Below are 21,044 nucleotides of genomic sequence, written 5' to 3'. Positions count from 1 at the left end.
GGTTGGCGGCGGCTCTGGACGGCCGCAGGCTTCAAGCGCGCAGGGCCTCGATGGAGTCCGGCAGCTCCTCGTAGCTGATGCCTGGGCCATAGGCCCGGATCAGCGGTTGCAGTCCGATCGATTTCCGTCCTCCATGCAGCTTTCCCGTGGGGACCACCCAAAACCGCCACTGGCTGAGGTCCTGGGGATCCACCAGTTCGGGGTCCTGCTCTGCCAGCAGGCAGAAGACGTAGGCGCTGGCAACCCGGTGCTCTCCGGGATCGAGGCCCAAGGCCCGGTGGACCAGCCACTCGGCATAGGCACCTCGGGTGCGGTTCTCCAGCAAATGGCCGGAGTTCCAACGGAGGAACGCGTCGAGGTCGCTCATGGCCGGCTGATCTCTGGGCGCAACGGCACAAAGATCCGATTGCCGTTGGCCTTGTTGGTGAAGACGGCATTGCCCTGCACGTAGATCTCCCGCACCCACAGCCCGCCCAGACTGTCCCGCAGGGTGGAGAGGGGGAAGCCTTCCTGAATCAGCCGGTAGGTCATCGCCTTGCCGTCCTTCCAGACGATCCGCACGGTGCCGTCGCTGCTGTGGCTGTCGCGGCAGGGGATCGGCCGGTCGTTGTAGGCGCAGTTCTTCCAGGGTTCGGCGCGGCTGGGGGCTCCGCCGATCAGCAGGGCCGCCATCGCGGCGATCCCCCAAGCCGACCTGGCACGGTGGCACCGGCCAAGCGCGGAAGGTAGGCACCGCAGCCGCTCACGCATCAGTACCACCATCCACCGCTTGCACTACCCGCAGGATGGAGGCGGTGGACCGTGACGCGCACTGTTCTCGATGCGGTGCTCGCCGAGGGGACGGGCCGATGTGGCGTGATCAACAGACACCCCTCCGCAGAGCGGCGCAGAACCGGATGGCCTGCAGGACCTGGCAACAGGAGCTGTTGTCACTGGGGCCAGGCCCCTGGAGCGTGCCCTTGGGCCTGACCTTGATCGAAGCGCAGAAATACGCCCGCCGCGCTGAACAGCTGGCGGTGCTCAAGACCTTCGCGGAAGGGGAGCTACTGCGCCGCCTTCCCTTCCGCAACCTTGTTGGTGGCTCATTGAGCTTCCCGGCAGAGACCAAGCTGCCCCGCGTCGGTTTCCGGGCCGTCAACGAGGGCTACCGCCAGAGCTACGGGGTGATCAACTCCGATTCGGAGTTCGTGCACCTGTTCGGCGGCGACCTGGATGTGGACCGCTCGATCGTGGACCTGCAGGGTCCTGAGGCCAGAGCAGCCCAGACCGAGATGAAGGTGCGCTCGATGCGGCTGACCCTGGAAGCCGCAATCATCAACGGCGATGACACCTTCGATCCGCGGGCGTTCAACGGGCTGAGCAAGCGCCTGGCGCCTGGCGAGGACCAGACGATCGACAACGGCGGCAGCACGCTCAACCTGCTGGCGCTGGAGGCGCTGAGCGACAGCGTGATCGGCTACGGCGGCGACAAGGTGCTGATCGCCAGCAAGGCCGCCCGCCGCCAGATCAGCACCGCCTCCCGCCAGGCCGGCGGCGACCTCTATGAAGTGATCGACGGCCGCCACTATTTCGAGGGGATCGAGATCCTGCTGGTGGAGGAGGACGCCGAGGGCAACGCGGTGCTCGGCTACGACGAACCCGCTGGCACCACCTCCATCTACTGCTGCGTGCTGGGTGATGCGGCGGTCTGCGGCCTGCAGGGCCCGTTCGAGGGGCGCTACGGCATCTCGGTGCGCGACTTCGGGGAGGTGCATGACGCGCCGGTGTTCCGCACGCGGGTGGATTGGTACGTGGGCTTTGCCGTGTGCAACCGCAAGGCCGCCGCGCGCCTGTTCAACGTGGCGCCCATGCCGCTGGTGCTGCCCTGAACCCTTCATCCCATCCCTACCGGAGACCCTTCCATGACCTCTCACGCCACCCGGCTGCTCGACGCCCAGACGGTGCTCGTCGGCTGGATCAACCACTCCGCCACCGACTGCTATGAGCACACCCGCAGCAGCGGTGATGTGGTGAACCTCGGCACCGATCTCGATGCCTCCGCGTCCTTTGTGTTGGTGGCCTCCCACCCCGGCCACAGCGAGGCCGTGACCGTGACCCTGGAGCTGGCGCCGCTGCTGGCCGATGGCAACGCCGGCAGCTGGATCACCGCCGCGGCCGTCGCCATCCCCGCCGCTGGCGGCAAGGTGGAGGCGATCATCAGCGGCGCCGCCCTGCTGATCAACCCGGCCGACAGCGCGCTGATCACCCCGCCCTGCCTGCGATTGGCGCGGGCGACGGTTTCGCCTGGCACTCCTGCCGGGATGACCGTGGCGCTCACCGCCAACCAGGGGCTGTGAGGTGAGCGCCATGGGCAACCCACTCGACACCCTCAATGTGGCGGCCGGAGCCGAGGCCCTGCCGCTGGAGCTGCTGCAGCCTCTCGACAGCAACAACCCCGCCTCCACGCCTGTTCGCCTCTCGGGCCCGGAGCAGCGGCTCAACGTCACACCGGATCCGGGTGTAGGCGATGCCTCGCTGCTGCCGCCCAGCCAGCTGCTGATCGGCAAGGACGGTGCGACTCGCTCGATCTGGCCGGTGCACCTGGCCGGCTGGCAGGCCCTGGGCTGGCAGTTGCTCAGCCCTTCCGGTGGTGGCGAAGAACAGGCCCCACCCGAGCAGGAGCCGCCGGAGATGGAGCCAGAGCCCGTGGATCTGCTGGACCTCGAGCCTGAGCCGCCGGACGCGACGGAGCCTGCCTCGCCAGTAGATGAGTCCACGCCCACCGGTGAGCCGACGGACACCAGCAGCGCGGCTGGCGAGGCCCTGCTGGCCTCACAGCCCACCGACTTCCAGGCCATGACCAAGGCCCAGATCGTGGAGTTCTGCTCCACCGTCTACGGCGTGGAGCTCGATGGCAGCCAGACCAAGGCTGAACTCGTGGAGCAGGCCACGGCGCTGGAAGCCCAGGCCAGCGGCAGCAGCACGGCCACCAGCGAGGGCACTGGTGTTGCCAGCAGCGATCCTGCCGATCTCGCGGCCCTGGAGCTGGGGGATGCCCTGCTCTGATCCCAGCCAGCGCTGCCCCGGCCAGCGGATCCCTGGCTGGGGGCTGGCAACAGCTGAGCAGCACTGCCCTGGCGCCAATGGCCACTCCCAATCCGGCTGTGCTGGCCGAGCTGACGGCCCAGTGCCGCAGCAGCAGCCGGCCGCAGGGGGTGATCTTCCTGGGCCAGGCCCAGCTGCAGGACGGCGGCACCCCTGAACCACCGCCGTCCGGGGGTGTCAGTGCCGTGCAGGCCCTGGCGCCGCTCATCAGTGCCACTGCCGGCGATGGGGTGGTGGTGATCGCGCTGGACCTGCGCCTGCTCAGCCCCCTACCTCCTTGATCTTTCCTCAACCGCCTTCCCCTTCTGCACGGATCACCATGGCCACCACCACCGAGAGCCGCACCGCCGGCCGTTCCCTGCCCCAGCCGACCGATCTGCTGCTGGTGCAGCGCGGCAGCACGCCCTACCGGGCCACTGCTGATGAGGTCAAGGCGTTCATGCTCAGCCCGGCCACCGCGGCGGCGATCGGGGCGATCAGGCCCGGTACCAACCTCTCGGTGGATGCCGACGGCACCCTCCATGCCGCCATCCCCGGCGCGCTCACCTACAGGGGCGCGATCGACCCCACCACCACCGAGGCCCCGGCTGGGGCTGTGGCCGGAGATGTGTACCTGGCCAGCAGCGCCGGCCCTGCCCTGGCGAGCTGGAGCGGCATCGCCGGAGCGGAGATCGCCCAGGGGGATCTGTTGCTGTTTGACGGCACGAGCTGGAGCGCCAACGCCGCCCTGGGGCCCGATGGCGCCGGGGTGATCCGCATCCAGGTGGCCGTTCCGCTGGCCGTCGATGAGAGCGATCCCGCCCAACCGCTGCTCAGCGTGGTCCTGGCCACGGCCGAGGCGTCGGGGGTAGTGCAGCTGGCCGACCCATTGGCGCTGGCAGACGGCACGCCCGGGCGGGTGGTGGATGCGGCCCAGCTGCAGGCGGCGATGGCCACTGCCCAGCCGGCCGGGGACTACATGCCGCTGGACCTGAGCACCCTGCCGGCTCTGCCCTGAGCGCCGCAGCAGATGACCCTCCAACCAGGCGACCTGCTGGCGATCACCCGTCCCGCTGGGCCCCAGGCCGGCACCTACCAGCTGCCGGCAGCGGCGCTGGCAGAGCTGGCTGGCCCGATACCGGTGCTGGGCATCAGCGGCGTGCTCTGGTCGACCGTGCGCTCGGCGGCGGACAACAGCTGGCAGGCGATCTGCTGGTCGCCGGAGTTGCAGCTCTACGTCTGCGTGGCCAACAGCGGTAGCGGCAATCGGGTGATGACCTCCAGCGATGGCATTCGCTGGAGCCCCCAACCGGCGGCCGCTGATCAGAACTGGGTGGCGCTCTGCTGGGCCGCTGCGCTGGGGCTGTTTGTCGCCGTCAGCGACAGCGGCACGGGCCAGCGGGTGATGACCTCTCAGGATGGCCGCAGCTGGAACCTGCGCCAGACGCCGGCCGACAACAACTGGACCTCGATCTGCTGGGCGCCCGAGCTAGGCCTGCTGGTGGCCGTGGCCAGCAGCGGCACGGGCAACCGCGTGATGATCAGCTCCAATGGCCTCACCTGGACGGCCGGCCCTGCTGCCGCGGATCAGGAATGGCGCTCCATCTGCTGGGCGCCTCAACTGGGGTTGTTGGTGGCGGTGAGCAGCACCGGCAGCAACCAGCGGGTGATGACCTCAAGCGATGGCCGCAACTGGACGCTGCGCACAGCCGCCGCAGCCAACAGCTGGACGGCGCTCTGCTGGGCGGCTGAGCTGGGTCTACTGGTGGCGGTGAGCAGCAGCGGCCGTGGCAACCGGGTGATGACCTCAGCCGATGGCATCACCTGGACGAGCAGGACCTCGGCGGCCGACAACGCCTGGACCGCCCTCTGCTGGGCGCCGGAGCGGGAGCTGTTGGTGGCGGTCAGCAGCAGCGGCACCGGCAACCGGATCATGACCAGCGCCGATGGCCTGAACTGGACGGTGCGCAGCTCCCCCGCCGATCTGGGGTGGCGCTCGCTCTGCTGGTCGCCCCAGCACAGGCAGTTTGCGGCAGTGAGCAACAGCGGTGCTGGCAACCGGGTGATGGTGAGCCCCTGACCCATGCCTGACACCACGACACCCCTGCCGGAGATTGGCTCGCGCTGCTGGCGCAACCTGATCAGCCCAGAGACCGGGGCCACAGTGCTCAACCTGGCGGCAGACAGCAGCGACACCGATCCGATGGTGGAGCTGACCTACGACGAGGGCGGCAGTGGCTGGTGGCCGCTCTCCACGCTGGTGTTTGAGCAGAGCTGAGGGAAGGGGCCTCAGCCCGCCCCCACCAGCTGCTGGCGCAGGGCAGCAATGGCCTTCTTCTGAGCCCGCTGCACCGACATGGCGCTGATCTCCAACCGCTCAGCCGCAGCCCGCAGCGACAGGCTCTCCAGGACCGTGAGCCGGAGCGCTGTGGCCTGGGCGGCAGGCAGCTGCTCGACGAGCTGCTCCAGGGCCGGCCCGGCGAGGGAGGACTCCAGCGCCGGCTCAGCGGCAGGAGCCGCCAGCTGCTCAAGCAGGGAGTGCTCACCAGCGACGGGGGCATCGAGGCTGGTGTGGCCGAGCGGGCAGGTGCCTTTCTAATGCTCGCGGCGTGAGACCCGCACCAGGCGGACGCGATCACGCAGGTGGTGCTGCAGGGCCCCGGCGATGCAGCGGCGCAGATAGGGCCCAGCGGGCTCACCTGCCCTGCAGCGGGGAGCGGAGCGCACCAGGGCCTCCCGTGCCACCTGGATCAGATCCTCCCGCTCCACCAACGGGAACAGGCGCCGGGCGGTGGCGGAAGCCAGGGCATCGGCGAGCGACAGGTGCTCCAGCACCAGGGCATCGCGGGCCCGCAGGGCAGAACGGCTGAGAGCCGGGGACTGCTCCTGGCGGCGGCGGAGGGAGGAAGCGGGGGAAGCCATCGGCAGGACGGCGGAGAATCCCACCCCCACCGGCCGGCCGCAGCGCCGTGACAAGGACGCCCGACAGCGGAGGGCGCCTGGCCCGATCCTTGACGCGACGTGAGGACTGGACGAGGGATGCGGTGGGTGTGCGCCGGCCCAGTGGCCAATCCCCTCCCCTACTGCCGGTGCTGCAGGGCCCCAGCTGAGAGACCGCCAGATCGACCCGTCAGGACGTTGCTGTGAGCCGCTTCGGGCTGGGACCTGCTGCTTTCACCCGCTGGCTTGGGAGAGATTTGATCCATCGCTCCAGGAAGCCCAAGCCCACGGGCGATGTGGCGACACCCGAAAGCCGGAGGCGGAGTGCCTCCGGCCACGGGGGCTCAGAGCACCCGCACCTCGGCCTGGGGACCGAGCGCCCGCTGCTGATTGGCAGCCAGGATCAGGGCCTCTTCCCGGGGCACGTAGTGCGGCTCGGAGGTGATGTGGCCCTCGCGATCGAGGAAGAGCACACGCAGCAGCTGACCGGCGGCATCAAGGAGATGCACCGAGATGATGCGGATCGGGCAGGAGCGGCTGAGGGGAGTGGCGGCCATGGCTGGGCTGGCGAACGACACCGCCGTCAAGCCCCGGCGCCGCCTGCGCCGCGCAAGGGGCGCGGAGCGCAGCGCAGCGACTCGCTTCAGCCCTTGCGCGGTGCGCAAGCCGGGGCAGGCCGGGTGGCGTGATCGCCAGACCACAGGGACGCCTTCCCGTTTCGCTGCCCGGAGGTTCAGCTCTACAGGAGGAACTGGCTGGTGGAGTATGCGCCTATCGGCAGCGGCCGCCAGGTGCACTGGGCCACGACCGGGCTGGACCAAGGCGGATTCGGTATGGGCTGGCGTTGTTGCTGTGAGGGTCTGTGAACCTCCGCTGGCAGTCGCAGCTCCCGGCGGCAGCGCCATAACCCCAGTGCTGCAGGGCATCGCCGCAGGCGTATGCAACTTCTGGATTGTTCTCTGACTCGATGTGGCCTGGGGCAGGGTGCGGCACGAGGCAGAATTGACCCTGAATGGCCAGCCGCATGGTTTTTCTACCCCCCACCTCGGATTTTCCGCCTGACCCCGAGCCCTTGAGTCGGGAGGATCTGAACAGCACCTACCTCGAGCTACGCAACTGCTACAAGAGCTCGATTCGCAGCCGCGGCCAGCACCGCAGCTTGGCCAACAAGGCACGAGATGAAACGGCACAGCTCAAGCAGCGCCTGCTGGATCTTGCCGCACGGGAAGCATCAGTCCGCAAGGACGTGTACGAAATGCTGGAAATCGTCACCGCCCTGGCCGGTGACATTGAAGACGCTGGCGACGATCTGGTGAATGAATTCGGCCGCTACAAGCTCGGCCGCAAGACCTATCAAGGCGGTTCTTTCCTTGGTGGCCTCGTGCAGGCCGTGATCCGCTTCATCAACCGCTGGACCCACACCAAGGAGCGGGTGGTACAGCTGGATCAGAAGCGTCAGGAGTTCATCGAGAAGACCAAGAATCTGCCGCCGCTCCCCCTGGGTGGGAACGGCCACGGCGGCCCCGTGAACCAGACGGAACCGTCTTCTCCCGCCAAGGTGGAGCTCGTGGACAGCCCAGCAGCCCAGCAGGCCCAGGAGGTCAAGGCCGATGGGACAACTCACTGACACCCTGCGGGCCACGTTGCGGGACCTGGCCCAATCCGACGCCAGGCTCTACCGCGGGTTGCACGAGGAGCTGGGCGACACCAAACCAGCCAGCAACTCGCCCGCAGCGCTGCTGGACGGTGACGCCCCTGCCAGTCGAGAAGAACTGGAGGGCCTGTCGATCGCTGCACTCTGGACACTCTGCAAGGCGCGCGGCATCAAGGGCCTCAGCAAGGGCCCGGTGCCGAAACAGGTGGATGCCCTGCTCAGCCACCCGGATGGGCCGCCCCTGCGGAGCGCCCTACCCGTCAAGGCCACCAAGGGCAGCAAGGGTGGGGCATCTGGCGGCAAGGCCATGGCCAAGGCTGGCGCCGCCGAGCTGCAGCTCCTGGAGCAGCGCCTCGATCGGGTGGAGCAGCTGGTGGTGCTGATCGCCCAGCAGGTGGGGGTCCCCCCTGCAGCGATCGCCCAAGTGACGACACCTGCAGCCCTTCCGTCAACCTGAATTACTTCTGTGCTGGCGCCAGCCCATGGCGGTGAACCGGGAGACGCTGGAGAAGCTGGGCCGCATCCTGCTGCGCGGCCTGCGCATCGGCGCCAGCACGGTGTCGATTGTGGAGCTGCTGCGCAACGACTGGACCGGCGGCATCAGCGCCGGTGTGGCCTGGTTGGTGTTCCTGCAGGTGGAGCGACGGCTGCCGCCCCTCAGCTCGGAGCCCGAGGACTGATCCGCAGCTCGGAGTAGCCGGTGGCCGGGTCGAGCTCCCGGCTGAACTGCCAGTCCGGCAGCAGGCCCAGCAGCAGCTCGGCGGTGGTGCGCACCAGCGAGCCGGCGCAGAGGTGACCGCCGATCACGGCGCCGCTGCTGTCGGCAACAGCGATGTGCAGATGGGCGCCATCGGGCGAAAGCGTCCCGGCCAGGCTGAGGATCTCCAGGTCGCCGCGGATCACCGTGGCCTCGGCAGCTCCCGCCAACCTCAGCTGCACCACCGTCAGGCTGCCCACGGAGCTGATCACGCAGCCGGCCTGTGCGTCTTGTTCGGCCATCCAGGTCTGCAGTGCCCGGCGCAGGTCAGCGCCCGGCTGCAGGCGCAACGGCACCACCTTCATGGGGGCGGCCCCTCCACAAGCCCCTGGACCATCACCAAGGCATCGACGTAACCCAACTGCTCGTGGCGGAACGCCCCCGGCAGGGTTCCCACCAGCTGAAAGCCGTTGCGCTGCCAGCAACCGATGCCGGCGCTGTTGGTGCTCACCACCAGGTTGTACTGCATCGCCCGGAACCCCAGCCGCCGCGCCGCCTGCAGGGAGTGCTGACAGAGGCGGCTGCCGACACCCTGGCGCCGGCACTGCTCGGCCACCACATAGCCCGCGTTGGCCACATGGGCACCGAGAGCCAGGGAGTTGGGCCTGAGGTAGTACGTGCCCACAAGGGCACCGGTCGCATCCACGGCCACCATCACCGCGTGGCTCTGCTCCACCCAGGCCACCCGGGCCTCGGCTTCGCAGATCGCCGGGTCGTGCGGGAAGGTTTCGCCGGCGCGGAACACCGGCTCCAGCAGCGCCCACACCCCCGGCCAGTCGGCCGCCTCATAGGGGCGGATCTGCAGGGGCGATCGGGAGGAGGTCAGAGCAGCGCAGGTGTGACCATGTGATTGTCTCGCCAACAGGAAGGCGCCCCGTGGGGGGCGCCTTAGCACCGGTCGCGGATCTGAGCCTTGGCATCTGGGACTCGATCGGGTCGGGTGTCTGTGGTTCACGCGTTGTCTGTCTGGGGCCTGACAGGAAAGGACTGGAGATCACGTCTGGGAGAAGAGATGCTCGGGGCTTGACCTTCTCGGTTGTGATCCCGGCTCGGGTTATGCAGCCCGAGATTTAAGAACGCGGGAAACAGAACTGGCGTATCGCTCTCTGCGGTTACGGGATGACGCTCGCGCCGCGTCACCGAGTTCACCTTGTGTGTGTCGCATCGTTGGCGCACCTCCGCTGAGCGCACCGGCTCGGGTGTTCCCTGGCCGGACTCTGTTGGAGGGCGAGGGTCGGGTTGGCTCCCGGGCCTCCCCTCAAGTTCAAGGTACGTCGTTTTTCAGGTGGTAGTGGCCCTTTGGAGTGCCTGTTCCCGTACCGCCAGAAACCCTGTCAGCGCAACGCTTCACAGGCTTGTCCATCGCCGTTGCCATCGAGATAGGTGTGCCCCTGGCACAGCAGCTCCTGAGCACGGGCATAGGAGCCGATCTCCTTGCAGCTGTAGCGGCGGCCGCCAGGGGTTGTGCCATCGGGGATCACCGTTGTGCTGCGGCATCGCCGGAAATCTCAGGTCTGGGTGATCCCACCCGGCACCTGCCAGACCCCGTAGCGCAGCCGGCTGGCGCGAAACTCGGCGCACAGAACCTCCTTAGCATCGCAGCCGCTCAGATACTGCCGCTAGCGCTAAGCCGCAGCGTCCTCGATGATCGCCGTGGTGGAGGCCTCCACCGCGCGGGCCACCTCCTTCAGGGCGGGATCGGCCGAGAGGCTGGCGAGCATCGCCTCGGGCCGGATCATGCCGATGCGGGTCTGGCCAGTTTCGGTGTAGACGGAGATCCGGCAGGGCAGCGCCATGTTGAGCGCCATTGTGGTGCTGAGCAATGCGGCGGCCTGCTGGGGGTTGCACACCTCGAAGATGCGGCACTGCTCCAGGAACGGCTGACCTTTACTGCGCAGGGTGTGGCCCAGATCATGCACGGCCAGCACGCCGAAGCCATGCTGCGCCACCGCCTTCTGTAGGGCGGCGCTGGCCTCCTCGAAGGATTTCGGCGTGTCGATGATGAAGAACTGATCCATCGGTGGCCTCAGCGTGTGCCGTACCAACTGCGATACCACTGGGACATCTGCTGGATTTCATCGCTCTGCACCCGCACCATGGCCTGCTGCAACTGACGAAGCTCCGGGTGCTGCGAATTGGTCTGGGCCATCGAGGCCATCATCACGCCCATCTGGTGGTGGGGAATCATCTGCTCAATGAAGGCACGGTCGAAGTCAGGGGCTGCGCTCAGGGCAGAGAGGTTCGTGCCACCACCCATCTGTCCCATGCCCATGCCCATGCCCCCGCCCATGCCCATTCCTCCACCCATGCCCATGCCGTTCTGCCAACCCCAGCCTGTGCCCGGTCCCCAACTGGGCACATCTTTGCCGTACCACTGCTCGTACCAGGCACGCATCTGGGCGTTCTCGCGGGTCTGACTGGCCTTGATGCTCTTCGCCAGGGCCTTGATCTCGGGCCGCTGGGCGCGGGTGAGGGCGAGATCGGCCATGGCGATCGCCCCGTCGTGGTGGGGGATCATCATCACGACGAACTGCTGATCCGAATAGCCCATCCCCATCTGGCCCGGGCCACCCACGCCTCCTCGATACCCGGGCATGCCGGCACCGCCCATACCCTGGGACAGGCACCGGGTGCCAGCCCAAAGGGAGACCGCGATGATGCCTCCCGTGGCCAGCAGCAGGGCTGGCCGTCCGAAGACTCTTCGGCGTGGTTCGATGTTGGCCATCCTTTCGACGCCGCTCGCGAACTGTCCATCTCCAAGGTGGCCACGGGCTTGCGAGTGGATTGACAATCCAGCCAAATGTTCATGCGACCTCCGCTGGCCGGGGGCTGATCAGACGTTGAGATTCGGGCAGATCACGGCCATGTTCGGCGCTGGATCGCTCTGCCAGTTCTGCAGCAGGCTTTGCAGTTCCCTCCTGAACAGACGCAGCTCCCGCAGCCGTTCGTCCACCAGATCGATCTGCCGTTGGAGCTGCCGCTGGATGTCGCCGCAGGGGAGCTCACCGGCATCGTGCACCGCCAGGCACTCCTGAATGTCATCAAGAGTCAGTCCGAGGCTCTTGAGCCGCCGGATGAAGTCCAGGCGCCGCAGGCTCTCCTCACCGAACAGGCGGTAACCGCCTTCGCTGCGGCCCACCGCCGGCAGCAGGCCGAGCTCTTCGTAGTAGCGGAGCGTTTTCACGGGCAGGCCACTGCGGCTGGCCAGGGCGCCGATCTTCATGCCGACAGGCACTGGCGCCGCCCCTGGAGGGCGGCCGGCCCGTGGTGTGGCGGCGGAGCGGGAGGCGGCGGGTGCAGGTGCGGGAGCGGGAGTGACGGCGGCCATGGGCAAACACACTCTCCATTACTGGGGAGACTCTAACCATCTCTGTCCGCCGTCGTTCTCCCGGCAGGCCGTTTGAATCCACCAGGGCCTTGACTCTCCAGTCAACTGAACGCCATAGGTTGAAGGGATCGTCACCCGCAGCGCCCCGGCGCTGCCTCCAGGTCCCCCAATGAGCACTCCGTCCGCCAACCCTCCCTGCTGCCATGCCGAGGATCCAGGCGGTGCGGCCGATGGCATGGAGCGGGAGCTGGCCCGGGAACTCACCCAGCTGCGCCGCAAGGTGAGTGTGGCGGTCGTGCTCACCGTGCTGGTGATGCTCTCCAGCCTGCCCCACATGCTCGGGGTCCACAGCCTGCCCTTCCTGCCGAGCTGGTTCACCAGCCCCTGGACCCAGCTGATCCTCACCACGCCGGTGCTGTTCTGGTGCGGCCGGGGCTTCTTCAGCGGCGCCGCCTCGGCCTTTCGGCAGCATGGCGCCGACATGAACACCCTGGTGGCGGCCGGCACCGGCATCGCCTGGCTCACCTCGCTGTTCAGCACCGTCTTTCCCCAGCTGCTGATCGCCGAGGGCCTGCCGGCAGACGTCTATTACGAAGTCGCCGCCGTGATCCTCACCATGGTGCTGCTGGGCAACCTGCTGGAGGCCCGCGCCCGGGGGCAGACCTCCGAGGCCATCCGGCGTCTGCTGCAGCTCCAGCCCCCCACCGCCCGGGTGCTGCGCAACGGCCAGCCGGTGCAGATCCCCGTGTCCCAGCTGGTGGTGGACGATCTGGTGCAGGTGCGCCCGGGCGAGAAGCTGCCCACCGATGGGGTGGTGAGTGAGGGCAGCTCCTGGGTGGAGGAATCGATGCTCACAGGGGAGCCCACACCTGTGGCCAAGGCGGCGGGCGATGCGGTGATCGGCGCCTCGATGAACCGCAGCGGCAGCTTCACCTTCCGGGTCAGCCGGGTGGGAGGCGACACGGTGCTGGCCCAGATCGTGGAGCTGGTGCGCCAGGCCCAGAGCTCCCGCACCCGGGTGCAGCGGGTGGCTGATCAGGTGGTGAGCTGGTTCGCGCCGGTGGTGATCGCCCTGGCCATCGCCGCCTTCGTGGTCTGGTTCCTGGTGAGCGGCAATGCGGTGCTGGCGATGCTGTTTCTGGTGAGCGTGCTGGTGATCGCCTGTCCCTGCGCCCTGGGCCTGGCCACCCCCACCTCGATCATGGTGGCCTCCGGCAAGGGGGCGGAGAACGGCCTGATCTTCCGCAGCGCCGAGGCGCTCGAAACCGCCGGCACGCTGCGCACCATCGTGCTCGACAAGACCGGCACCCTCACCCGCGGCCAGCCGGAGGTGACCCAGTTCGAGCGGCTCTCCGGTGGCGCGCTGCCGGCTGACAGCCTGCTGGCCCTGACGGCCGCACTGGAATCCCGCTCGGAGCATCCCCTGGCCGAGGCGATCGTGGCCTATGCCACAGGCCAGCTACAGCCGGGGGACCTGCCGGCGGTGACGGACTTCGAGGCCGTGGCGGGTCGCGGCGTGCAGGGGGTCGTCGATGGCCAGCAGGTGTGGGTCGGCACCCCCCGCTGGTTCCCCGAGCTCGGCATCGACACCACGGCCCTTCAGCCCCTGGTGGAGCGCCTGGAGGCCCTCGCCTGCAGTGTGGCCGCCGTGGTGGTGGACGGGCGGATCGAGGCCTGCTTCGGGGTGGCCGATCCGCTCAAACCCAGTGCCACGGCAGCGGTGGCGGCCCTGCGGCGGCTGGGTCTGCAGGTGGTGATGCTCAGCGGTGACGCCCGCCGCACCGCCGAGGTGGTGGCCGCCCAGGTGGGGATCGAGCGGGTGGTGGCCGAGGTGCGTCCCGCCGACAAGGCCTCGGTGGTGCAACGGCTGCAGGCGCAGGGGGAGGGCCCGGTGGCGATGGTGGGTGACGGCATCAACGACGCCCCCGCCCTGGCCCAGGCCGACGTGGGCCTCGCCATGGGCACCGGCACCGATGTGGCGATCGCCGCCAGCGACGTCACCCTGATCTCCGGCAACCTGGCCGGCGTGCCGGCGGCGATCGAGCTCAGCCGTCACACCATGGCCAACATCCGCCAGAACCTGTTCTTCGCCTTCGCCTACAACGTGGCCGGCATCCCGATCGCCGCCGGTGTGCTGTTCCCCCTCACCGGCTGGCTGCTGAGCCCGATGCTGGCCGGCGCCGCCATGGCCTTCAGCTCCGTGTCGGTGGTGAGCAATGCCCTGCGGCTGCGCCGCTTCCGGCCTGCGCCCCTGCCGAGGGCGGCCTGATGACGCTCCCAGAGTTGATGTTGCTTCTGCCGGCCGCCGCCACCAGTGCCGCCAGCACCGCCCCGCTCTGGCGCAGCATCGAGCAACCCCTGCTGCTGAAGCTGCTGGTGGCCGGCGCGGGGCTGGTGCTGATCGTCTGGGAGCTGTGGTGGTTCCTCGGCCGCCATGGCACGGGCGTGGCGGCCCGCGAGGGCGAGCACGGCCTGCAGGAGATCACCATCACCGTGGATGGGGGCTATGCGCCCTCGCGAATCCGGGTGAAGGCCGGCCAGCCGGTGCGGCTCAGCTTTCACCGGATCGATCCGAGCGGCTGCGTGGCCAAGGTGATCTTCCCCGATTTCCACCAATCCCTCGATCTGCCCCTGGATGCCACCACCTCCGTGGACTTGCCGGCCAAGGCTGCCGGCAGCTATCCGTTCCACTGCGGCATGAACATGGTGCGGGGCAGGCTTGAGGTGGAGTGACCCGGGGCGGCGCGGTCCAGGTTGGTCGCGAGCGCTCAGGCGCTGATCTCCAGGGTGCCCATCATGCCCAGCTCCTCGTGATCGAGGATGTGGCAGTGATACACCGTGCGTCCGGCGAAATCATCGAACCGGGTGCGAATTCGTACGCTTTCACCTGGGCGCAACAGCACCACATCCCTCCAGGCGCGCCACGGCTCCGGCGTGCCGTTGCGGCTGATCACCTGGAAGGGGTTGATGTGCACGTGAAAGGGGTGGTCCATCACGCCGTCGTTCACCAGGTCCCACTCCTCGGTATCACCGAGGCGCACGGAGGTGTCGATCCGGCCGTGGTCGAAGGCCCGGCCATTGATCAGGAACACCATGCCCAGGCCGGGGGCCATGCCGTGGTTGAGCACGAAGCGGCGGCGGCGCACCGGCGCCGGCAGGGGCTCCACCGGCAGCAGGCGCTCGGGCAGCGGCAGGGGCGTCACCGAGCCCGCGTAGTTCAGGGTGGCGATCGGCACCGGAGCCTGCTGCTCAAAGCCTGATCCCATCCTTCCTCTGCCCATTCCCATTCCCATTCCTCTGCCCATGCCCATGCCCATGCCCATGCCCATGCCCATGCGGTTGCCCATACCGCCCATCATTCCGCCGGCACCCCTGGCGTAAGGAAGGTTCAGCAGCCGGTAACGACCGCCCGTCCGCTCGCCCCGCACCAGCACCTCAGCCCGCTCGCCGGGGGCCAGCAGCAGTTCCGGCAGCTCCACCGGGGTCTCGATGGCACCGCCATCGGTGGCGATCAGGTGGAAGGGGTGATCCTCGAGGGCCAACCGCCAGAAGCGGGCATTGGAGGCGTTCACGATCCGCAACCGCAGCAGACCCCCTGAGGGGATCGAAAGCGCCGGGTTCACCTGGCCGTTGACGGTGAGCACCGCTCCTTCGCGCCCCAGCATCATCCCCATGCCCATCGGGCTGGAACCCGCCTCACCGGGAAGGTCTTTGAGGAAAAGCACCTGCTCCTCGGCGGCGCGGACTTCGGGGATCTGATCCAGGGCACCGCGCACGATGAACACCCCTCCGAGGCCGCCGAACACCTGATCGGCCACCGTGCCATGTCGGTGGGGGTGGTAATAGAAAGTGCCGGCAGGATGGTCGGCCGGCAGGGTGAAGGCGTAGCTGTGGCTTGCGCCGGGGGCCACGCTCACGAACACGTTGTCAGCACTGCCGCCGGGAGAGATGTGGAGGCCGTGGTAGTGCAGGTTGGTGGGGCGAGACAGGCGGTTGACCAGCTCGATCCGCACTGCATCGCCGGGTTCGGCCTCCAGCAGGGGCCCAGGCAGCAGGCCGTTGTAGGTGAGGGCCCTGGACGGGCCGCCCGGGATCGCCACATTGGTTTCCTGGGCCACCAGTTCCAGGTCCAGGCGTCCGCCGCTGGAGCGCAGGCGGGCCTGAGCTGGTACACCCGTGCTGGCTTGGGATCGAAGCTGGGCAGTGCGTCCCAGCAGGGCTGAGCCGGTGGCGATGGCTGAAGCACCACCGACCATGGCAAGAAAGGAACGGCGACCAAGATGCAAGACCATCTCTCCCTCAGGCCTCGATCTGCAGGAAGGTGCGGCGGGAGCCATCGCGACCGAAGGAGTAAACCGTGTAGGACTCGCTACGCAGGGATGATTCCATGCCCGGCGAACCGAGGGGCATTCCCGGCACGGCGATTCCCACCACCGCCGGTCGCTGCCGCAGCAGCTGATCGATCGCCTCGGCAGGGACGTGCCCCTCGATCACAAAACCAGCCACCTTGGCGGTGTGACAGGACGCCAAGTCTCCTGGGACGTTCAATGAGCTCTTGACCGCTTCCAGGTCGGCCACAACGTGATCCTTCACGCTGAAGCCGTTGGCACGCAGGTGGTCGAGCCACCCCTTGCAGCAACCGCAGCTGGCCGTGCGGTAGGCCGTCACCTGGCGGCTGGTTGCCAAGGCGTCGGTCGACGCTGTACTCAGGGCCACTGACGACCGGACGGTGGACGGCGACAGCCAGTAGCCGATGCCAACCACGGAGAGCCCCGCCAGGATCGTGGCCAGCAGCCACCCCCGGCGGTGCGACCGCGACGTACCGCCAGAGGTGGAATGATCTGGATCGGGTTGCGGCACGTCCATTCCTAGCCGATGAGTGAAGGATTGAACTCATCTTAAAGGCTCTATTTGACTGGAGAGTCAAGGGATGACTGAATCTGTGGCCTGCAAGCAGAGCCACTCCTTTGCGGGCGCCCGGCTGCCGGGAGGGCTCAGAGGGCAAAGAGCCTGTCGTATTTGTAGTACTCCGGTTTGCGCAAGCCCTCCAACGCCAGCATCCGCCGCAGCTCGATGATCTCGGCCCTCTGGGCCACGATCACCTCCCGCGCGAAGCGCCGGATGGTGGGGTTGGTGCTCTTGGCCCGGGCATCGTGAGCCATCATCAACGCCCCAGCGTGGTGCTCGATCATGCCCTCAAGGAACCAGACCACCCGGTTCTCCTTTGTGGGTCCGTCGCCCATCATCCGCATGCCGTCGATCTGGGACTGGCTCATGCGGGTCAGGCCGGCGAGGCTGTTTGGATCGCCGCCGCTCGCCAGCGTCACTGGATAGACGGGGGCCTGGGGATACCAGGCCTTGCGCCACAGCCCCATCGCCCGGATCTCTTTGGCCTGATCCCTCCAGATTGAATTTCCGAGCGCCCCAACACCGGGTTGGCCGATCCCGAAGACGAACTCGCTCATGCGCAGGGCCCCCGTGTGGTGCTGCACCATGCCGTCGATGAAGCGCAGGTCGTAGGTGGAGCCAGCCGGGCCCACGTCATGAGCATGGGCGCCTTGGGCAGGGGCGGATCCAGCAGGGGCAGACATCCCAGGCATGTCCATCATCCCTGGCATGCCTTGGTGTCCTTCGTGATTCATGCCACCGGGCATCTGGGCCAGGGCAGGAACTGCCACGGTGAGGGCAGAGGCGAGACCGATCAAGGTTGGCGTGAAGCGGGAAGGGCGCATGGCGGCAGGTTGAGGCCACCTCACCGTATAGTCTCCTGTGGTCTGGAGAGTCAAGGGCAAGGGCGCAGCAAATCCGCGCCGGCCGATGCCGGTCCTCCAAGACTTGACTCTCCCCCCTCAAGCGCCAACAAGTGCTGGGCGTGGGTGGGCCAGTCCTTCGATCCCGATCGCATTGAAATCCGTGTTGTCCTCGAAAGCACGGAAGACTGGTTGATCATCAATGACGATGTCATGGATTACCCCATCCATCTGCACCTCAATCCCTTCCAGGTGACCACCCGTGTTGGCCGCGCCGAATCCCAGCGCCACTGAAATGACAAGGTGCTGGTGCGCTCGGGAGAGGGGAGGTGCGCCTTCGGCTGAGCGTTCTCGATTTCGCAGGTCGCACTGTTTCCAACTGCCACAACCTCGATCACATTGATGCGCCACGTCCTAACCCTGTTGCTGACCTGTTGGCTTGCAGCTCCTTCGTTGGCGGCTGAATTAGAGGCCTGTCGGAACCTGCTGGAGCAACGCAATGCCCTGGCCGAGCAGGCCATCAAGGCCGAAATCGCCCTGGTTCGAACCATCCGTGAACGGATCTGCCCGGTCCTCAGCCAGCAGGCCGATGGGGCCAATGCCAACGACCGCAACGAGCGGACCATCGACTACCAGGCCCTGCTCGACTGCCGCCACAAGGCGGAAGAACAGCTGCTACGCAGCCAGCGGGTTCTCTACGTCAACCGCAGGCAGTTCAGGTTCTACACGGCGGCTGGAGCCGAGCTGGCCCGGCAAGCCGATGGGCTGGATCAGCTGTTGCAGGATCGAGAGTGCTCCCAGCTGCGTTGATCAACAACCTGCGGAAACACGGACCCACCCAGACCCTTGACCCTGAAGTGACTACAGGCTGTTTGCTGGGGTCTGGATGACAGGACCATGGCGGAACATTGCTGCAACAGCGGAACCAGCGGACAGAAGGCCGGAGCCACCACGGAACCGGAGCCGGCAAGCGGCAGAGAAACGCTGTTTCGGATCAGCGCCATGGATTGCGCCACCGAGGAAACCGAGATCCGCCATGCCCTTTCAGGTGTCGACGGCATCCGCAGCCTGAGGTTCCTGCTGGCCGAGCGCGTGCTGGCGATCGATGCGGATGCAGCCGCGCTCAACTCCGCCCTTGCGGCGATCCGCCGTTTGGGATTCAATCCGGAGCCGATCAGCGCCGATCACCGGCCGTCCGCCGCCCAGACCCGCGCCGAACGGCGCCTTGAACGAATCCGCCTGGGGGGTTCCCTGGCATTGGCGCTCACGGCGGAGCTGCTGCATCTGGTCGTTCCCGCCTACCCGGGCCATGAGCTGGTGGAGATCGGGATCGCCCTCGCCGCGATCGCCCTGGCGGGCTTCTCCGTGTTTCGCAAAGGCCTGGCCGCCCTGCGCCAGGGCCGGCTCAACATCAATGCGCTGATGAGCGTCGCGGTCACGGGCGCCTTCCTGATCGGCCGCTTCCCGGAAGCCGCCATGGTGATGGCGCTCTATGCCGTGGCCGAGGCGATCGAAGCGCGGGCGGTGGAGCGGGCTCGCCAGGCGATCACCAGCCTGATGGCCCTGGCTCCCGACGAGGCGGAGATCCGCCAGAGCGATGGCCGCTGGCAACGCGTGGCCGCCAGTGCTGTGGCCATCGCCGATGTGGTGCGTGTCCGCCCAGGTGAACGGCTGCCGCTTGATGGCACGGTGCTTTCCGGCGAGAGTGCGATCAACCAGGCCCCGATCACCGGCGAAAGCCTGCCGGTTGACAAAGGCCCAGGCGATGCGGTGTTTGCGGGCACGATCAACCAGGGCGGCGCCCTGGAAATCCAGGTGACGGCGCCGGCTTCGCTCAGCACCCTGGCGCGCATCATCCAGGCCGTGGAGGAAGCGCAGGCCTCCCGTGCTCCGATCCAGCGCTTCGTCGATCGCTTTGCGGCCCGCTACACCCCGGCGGTGTTCGTGGTGGCCCTGGCCGTTGCCCTGCTGGCGCCGCCCTTGCTCGGATTCACGCCGCTTCAGGCGATCTACAAGGCGCTGGTGCTGCTGGTGATCGCCTGCCCCTGTGCGCTGGTGATCGCTACACCGGTCACGGTGGTGAGCGGCCTGGCCACCGCCGCCCGCCGCGGCATCATCATCAAAGGCGGCCTCTATATCGAGGAGGCCCGCAAGATCAAGGTGCTGGCCCTCGACAAGACCGGAACGATCACCCTGGGCCAGCCCAAGCTGGTGGCCTTCTCCTCACGGCGAGAAGGGGCGGACGCTGGCGCTCTGAAACAGCTGGCCAGCAGCCTGGCGGAGCGCTCCGACCATCCGGTGTCGCGGGCGGTGGCCGCCGGCCTTGATGGCGAGCGGCTGGCTGTGGAGGCCTTCGAGGCCCTGCCGGGGCGCGGGGTGCGGGGCGTGATTGCGGGGCGGCCACTGATGCTGGCCAATCACCGCTGGATCGAGGAGCTGGGGCTTTGCTCCAGCGACCTGGAAGCATCGATGCAGGTTCACGAGCGCCAGGGCCATTCGCTCAGCCTGCTGGCCGATGACAGCGGCGTGCTCGCCCTGATCGCCGTCGCCGACACCGTTCGGCCCAGCTCGGCGACGGCCATGGAGGCCCTGCGGTCCCTAGGCGTCACTCCAGTGATGCTCACGGGTGACAACGCAGCCACCGCCTCTGCGATTGCGGCCGTGGCCGGCATCGAGCAGGTGAAGAGCAACCTGCTGCCCCAGGAGAAGCTCGAGGCGGTGGCCGATCTGCAGGCCCGCTACGGATTCGCGGCCATGGCCGGCGATGGCATCAACGACGCCCCGGCCCTGGCCCAGGCGGACATCGGCTTTGCGATGGGGGCAGCCGGCACCCACATCGCCATCGAAGCCGCCGATGTGGTGATCATGAACGACGATCTGATGCGCGTACCGGAAACGATCGCCCTCTCTCGCCGCACCTTTCGCATCCTGCGCCAGAACATCGCGCTGGCGTTGGGAATCAAGGCCCTGTTTCTGGTGCTCACCGTGGCCGGAAATGCCACCATGTGGATGGCGGTCTTCGCGGACATGGGCACCAGCTTGATCGTGATCGCCAATGGCCTGCGGCTGCTACGCACTCCCACGCTTGGCAAGATCAAGGGCTGAGCCTGGTCGGAAATGGTCAGATCTGAGCCTTGTCGATTCCAGCCGAACGGTTCAATTCCATGAGGATGCCACAGGTCTTCACCTCATCCGGTTGCTGACAAAGCTCTCTGAGCTGCCGTAGCTGATCCTGGAGTTTGTGCAACTCATTCACGCGGGCATCGACCTCGGCGATCTTCTCGTCCAGCAGGGCATTCACCGTCAGACAGCTTCCGGACGGTGTGTCGAGCACCTTGATCAGGATGCGGACCTCCTCCAGGCTCATGTCAAGGCTGCGGCAGTAGCGGATGAAGCGCAACTGCTCCACATGCCGCGGCGAATAGAGGCGATAGTTGCCATCCGTGCGCTGTGGCAGCGGCAGCAAGTGCTCGCGTTCGTAATAGCGGATGGTTTCGATCTTGACCCCGGTGGACCGTGCCAACTCGCCGATCTGCATGGATTCATCCCCTT

General features: G+C 67.6%; 30 protein-coding genes. 15 read left to right on the top strand and 15 right to left on the bottom strand.

What is annotated here, in order from left to right:
* Nucleotides 1-31 precede the first annotated feature (31 nt).
* Both VB716_RS03620 and VB716_RS03615 read right to left on the bottom strand, forming a co-directional pair.
* The gene (locus tag VB716_RS03620; RefSeq protein ID WP_323269744.1) at nucleotides 32-367 is read right to left on the bottom strand and encodes a hypothetical protein; all 336 of its coding nucleotides are present in this window, start codon (nucleotides 365-367) and stop codon (nucleotides 32-34) included.
* A complete protein-coding gene (locus tag VB716_RS03615; protein ID WP_323269742.1) occupies nucleotides 364-672 on the bottom strand; it encodes a hypothetical protein in 309 nt (102 codons plus the stop codon). Before VB716_RS03615 ends, VB716_RS03620 begins: the two co-directional genes overlap by 4 nt.
* Before the next feature lie 287 nt (nucleotides 673-959).
* Here VB716_RS03615 and VB716_RS03610 point away from each other — a divergent pair, with 287 nt between their 5' ends.
* From VB716_RS03610 to VB716_RS03580, 7 genes are all read left to right on the top strand, one after another.
* Nucleotides 960-1,868 (top strand): major capsid protein, encoded by a 909-nt coding sequence (locus tag VB716_RS03610; protein ID WP_416238077.1) that lies wholly within the window; start codon nucleotides 960-962, stop codon nucleotides 1,866-1,868.
* Between the two features lie 33 nt (nucleotides 1,869-1,901).
* Nucleotides 1,902-2,336 carry a hypothetical protein gene (locus tag VB716_RS03605; RefSeq protein WP_323246977.1) on the top strand — a complete coding sequence of 145 codons (435 nt, stop codon included), beginning with the start codon at nucleotides 1,902-1,904 and terminating at the stop codon, nucleotides 2,334-2,336.
* 10 nt (nucleotides 2,337-2,346) lie between these two features.
* Nucleotides 2,347-3,045, top strand: a complete 699-nt coding sequence (locus VB716_RS03600; protein ID WP_323246979.1) for a hypothetical protein — start codon at nucleotides 2,347-2,349, stop codon at nucleotides 3,043-3,045.
* A gap of 77 nt (nucleotides 3,046-3,122) precedes the next feature.
* Nucleotides 3,123-3,365 (top strand): hypothetical protein, encoded by a 243-nt coding sequence (locus tag VB716_RS03595; protein ID WP_323246981.1) that lies wholly within the window; start codon nucleotides 3,123-3,125, stop codon nucleotides 3,363-3,365.
* A gap of 38 nt (nucleotides 3,366-3,403) precedes the next feature.
* A complete protein-coding gene (locus VB716_RS03590) occupies nucleotides 3,404-4,081 on the top strand; it encodes a hypothetical protein (protein ID WP_197169802.1) in 678 nt (225 codons plus the stop codon).
* Between the two features lie 12 nt (nucleotides 4,082-4,093).
* Nucleotides 4,094-5,143: a hypothetical protein gene (locus tag VB716_RS03585; RefSeq protein WP_323246983.1), complete on the top strand. Its 1,050-nt coding sequence runs from the start codon at nucleotides 4,094-4,096 to the stop codon at nucleotides 5,141-5,143.
* Nucleotides 5,144-5,146: 3 nt separating this feature from the next.
* On the top strand, nucleotides 5,147-5,341 hold the full coding sequence (locus VB716_RS03580; protein WP_323246985.1) for a hypothetical protein: 195 nt from the start codon (nucleotides 5,147-5,149) through the stop codon (nucleotides 5,339-5,341).
* Between the two features lie 11 nt (nucleotides 5,342-5,352).
* Here the strand turns inward: VB716_RS03580 and VB716_RS03575 are convergent, their stop codons facing one another.
* From VB716_RS03575 to VB716_RS03565, 3 genes are all read right to left on the bottom strand, one after another.
* Nucleotides 5,353-5,532, bottom strand: coding sequence for a sigma factor-like helix-turn-helix DNA-binding protein (locus VB716_RS03575; protein ID WP_323269778.1), 180 nt, complete (start codon nucleotides 5,530-5,532; stop codon nucleotides 5,353-5,355).
* A 126-nt stretch (nucleotides 5,533-5,658) separates the two neighbouring features.
* Nucleotides 5,659-5,985, bottom strand: a complete 327-nt coding sequence (locus VB716_RS03570; RefSeq protein ID WP_323246987.1) for a sigma factor — start codon at nucleotides 5,983-5,985, stop codon at nucleotides 5,659-5,661.
* Between the two features lie 362 nt (nucleotides 5,986-6,347).
* Nucleotides 6,348-6,560, bottom strand: a complete 213-nt coding sequence (locus tag VB716_RS03565; RefSeq protein ID WP_323246989.1) for a hypothetical protein — start codon at nucleotides 6,558-6,560, stop codon at nucleotides 6,348-6,350.
* Nucleotides 6,561-7,027: 467 nt separating this feature from the next.
* Between VB716_RS03565 and VB716_RS03560 the strand changes: the two genes are divergently transcribed.
* From VB716_RS03560 to VB716_RS03550, 3 genes are read left to right on the top strand one after another with little or no spacing between them, the layout of a single operon-like run.
* Nucleotides 7,028-7,630, top strand: coding sequence for a hypothetical protein (locus VB716_RS03560; RefSeq protein WP_323246991.1), 603 nt, complete (start codon nucleotides 7,028-7,030; stop codon nucleotides 7,628-7,630).
* Nucleotides 7,614-8,114 carry a hypothetical protein gene (locus VB716_RS03555; protein ID WP_323246993.1) on the top strand — a complete coding sequence of 167 codons (501 nt, stop codon included), beginning with the start codon at nucleotides 7,614-7,616 and terminating at the stop codon, nucleotides 8,112-8,114. The genes VB716_RS03560 and VB716_RS03555 overlap by 17 nt, the downstream gene beginning before the upstream one ends.
* Nucleotides 8,115-8,139: 25 nt before the next feature.
* Nucleotides 8,140-8,337 (top strand): hypothetical protein, encoded by a 198-nt coding sequence (locus VB716_RS03550; protein ID WP_323269740.1) that lies wholly within the window; start codon nucleotides 8,140-8,142, stop codon nucleotides 8,335-8,337.
* On the opposite strand, the gene VB716_RS03545 is transcribed toward VB716_RS03550, so the two are convergent.
* The 6 genes from VB716_RS03545 to VB716_RS03520 all read right to left on the bottom strand — a co-directional run bounded on the left by VB716_RS03545 (nucleotide 8,315) and on the right by VB716_RS03520 (nucleotide 11,742).
* Nucleotides 8,315-8,719: a PPC domain-containing DNA-binding protein gene (locus VB716_RS03545; RefSeq protein ID WP_323246995.1), complete on the bottom strand. Its 405-nt coding sequence runs from the start codon at nucleotides 8,717-8,719 to the stop codon at nucleotides 8,315-8,317. The two genes, VB716_RS03550 and VB716_RS03545, sit on opposite strands and share 23 nt — an antisense overlap.
* Nucleotides 8,716-9,276, bottom strand: a complete 561-nt coding sequence (locus VB716_RS03540) for a GNAT family N-acetyltransferase (RefSeq protein ID WP_323246997.1) — start codon at nucleotides 9,274-9,276, stop codon at nucleotides 8,716-8,718. The genes VB716_RS03545 and VB716_RS03540 overlap by 4 nt, the downstream gene beginning before the upstream one ends.
* Nucleotides 9,277-9,748: 472 nt before the next feature.
* Nucleotides 9,749-9,895, bottom strand: coding sequence for an excalibur calcium-binding domain-containing protein (locus VB716_RS03535; RefSeq protein WP_323269738.1), 147 nt, complete (start codon nucleotides 9,893-9,895; stop codon nucleotides 9,749-9,751).
* Nucleotides 9,896-10,039: 144 nt separating this feature from the next.
* Nucleotides 10,040-10,432, bottom strand: a complete 393-nt coding sequence (locus VB716_RS03530) for a DUF302 domain-containing protein (RefSeq protein ID WP_186696702.1) — start codon at nucleotides 10,430-10,432, stop codon at nucleotides 10,040-10,042.
* 8 nt (nucleotides 10,433-10,440) lie between these two features.
* Complete coding sequence (locus tag VB716_RS03525) at nucleotides 10,441-11,139, bottom strand: DUF305 domain-containing protein (protein WP_323269736.1); 699 nt, start codon at nucleotides 11,137-11,139, stop codon at nucleotides 10,441-10,443.
* A 108-nt stretch (nucleotides 11,140-11,247) separates the two neighbouring features.
* Entirely contained in the window at nucleotides 11,248-11,742 is a 495-nt protein-coding gene (locus VB716_RS03520) for a heavy metal-responsive transcriptional regulator (RefSeq protein ID WP_225875589.1), read from the bottom strand.
* Nucleotides 11,743-11,911: 169 nt separating this feature from the next.
* On the opposite strand from VB716_RS03520, the gene VB716_RS03515 reads away from it, so the two are divergent.
* Together VB716_RS03515 and VB716_RS03510 are read left to right on the top strand one after the other, a co-directional pair.
* On the top strand, nucleotides 11,912-14,011 hold the full coding sequence (locus tag VB716_RS03515; protein ID WP_416238076.1) for a copper-translocating P-type ATPase: 2,100 nt from the start codon (nucleotides 11,912-11,914) through the stop codon (nucleotides 14,009-14,011).
* Entirely contained in the window at nucleotides 14,011-14,475 is a 465-nt protein-coding gene (locus tag VB716_RS03510; RefSeq protein ID WP_323269735.1) for a cupredoxin domain-containing protein, read from the top strand. Before VB716_RS03515 ends, VB716_RS03510 begins: the two co-directional genes overlap by 1 nt.
* Nucleotides 14,476-14,510: 35 nt before the next feature.
* On the opposite strand, the gene VB716_RS03505 is transcribed toward VB716_RS03510, so the two are convergent.
* The 3 genes from VB716_RS03505 to VB716_RS03495 form a co-directional block, all read right to left on the bottom strand.
* Complete coding sequence (locus tag VB716_RS03505) at nucleotides 14,511-16,034, bottom strand: multicopper oxidase family protein (protein ID WP_323269734.1); 1,524 nt, start codon at nucleotides 16,032-16,034, stop codon at nucleotides 14,511-14,513.
* Between the two features lie 7 nt (nucleotides 16,035-16,041).
* Nucleotides 16,042-16,428, bottom strand: coding sequence for a DUF411 domain-containing protein (locus VB716_RS03500; protein WP_225875591.1), 387 nt, complete (start codon nucleotides 16,426-16,428; stop codon nucleotides 16,042-16,044).
* 308 nt (nucleotides 16,429-16,736) lie between these two features.
* Nucleotides 16,737-17,474, bottom strand: coding sequence for a DUF305 domain-containing protein (locus tag VB716_RS03495; RefSeq protein WP_323247011.1), 738 nt, complete (start codon nucleotides 17,472-17,474; stop codon nucleotides 16,737-16,739).
* Nucleotides 17,475-17,618: 144 nt separating this feature from the next.
* Between VB716_RS03495 and VB716_RS03490 the strand changes: the two genes are divergently transcribed.
* The 3 genes from VB716_RS03490 (at nucleotide 17,619) to VB716_RS03480 (ending at nucleotide 20,597) form a co-directional block, all read left to right on the top strand.
* Entirely contained in the window at nucleotides 17,619-17,786 is a 168-nt protein-coding gene (locus tag VB716_RS03490) for a multicopper oxidase domain-containing protein (protein WP_255460007.1), read from the top strand.
* A gap of 159 nt (nucleotides 17,787-17,945) precedes the next feature.
* Nucleotides 17,946-18,302, top strand: a complete 357-nt coding sequence (locus tag VB716_RS03485; protein WP_186696709.1) for a hypothetical protein — start codon at nucleotides 17,946-17,948, stop codon at nucleotides 18,300-18,302.
* A gap of 87 nt (nucleotides 18,303-18,389) precedes the next feature.
* Nucleotides 18,390-20,597, top strand: coding sequence for a heavy metal translocating P-type ATPase (locus VB716_RS03480; protein ID WP_323247013.1), 2,208 nt, complete (start codon nucleotides 18,390-18,392; stop codon nucleotides 20,595-20,597).
* A gap of 16 nt (nucleotides 20,598-20,613) precedes the next feature.
* Here VB716_RS03480 and cadR read toward each other — a convergent pair whose 3' ends face one another.
* Nucleotides 20,614-21,030: a Cd(II)/Pb(II)-responsive transcriptional regulator gene (gene cadR, locus VB716_RS03475; protein WP_186696711.1), complete on the bottom strand. Its 417-nt coding sequence runs from the start codon at nucleotides 21,028-21,030 to the stop codon at nucleotides 20,614-20,616.
* Nucleotides 21,031-21,044 lie beyond the last annotated feature (14 nt).

The organism is Synechococcus sp. CCY9201 (assembly GCF_034931105.1).
Classification (GTDB): domain Bacteria; phylum Cyanobacteriota; class Cyanobacteriia; order PCC-6307; family Cyanobiaceae; genus CBW1002.
The sequence above is the reverse complement of the archived record's forward strand: the minus strand, read 5'-3'. Positions and strand labels throughout refer to the sequence as shown.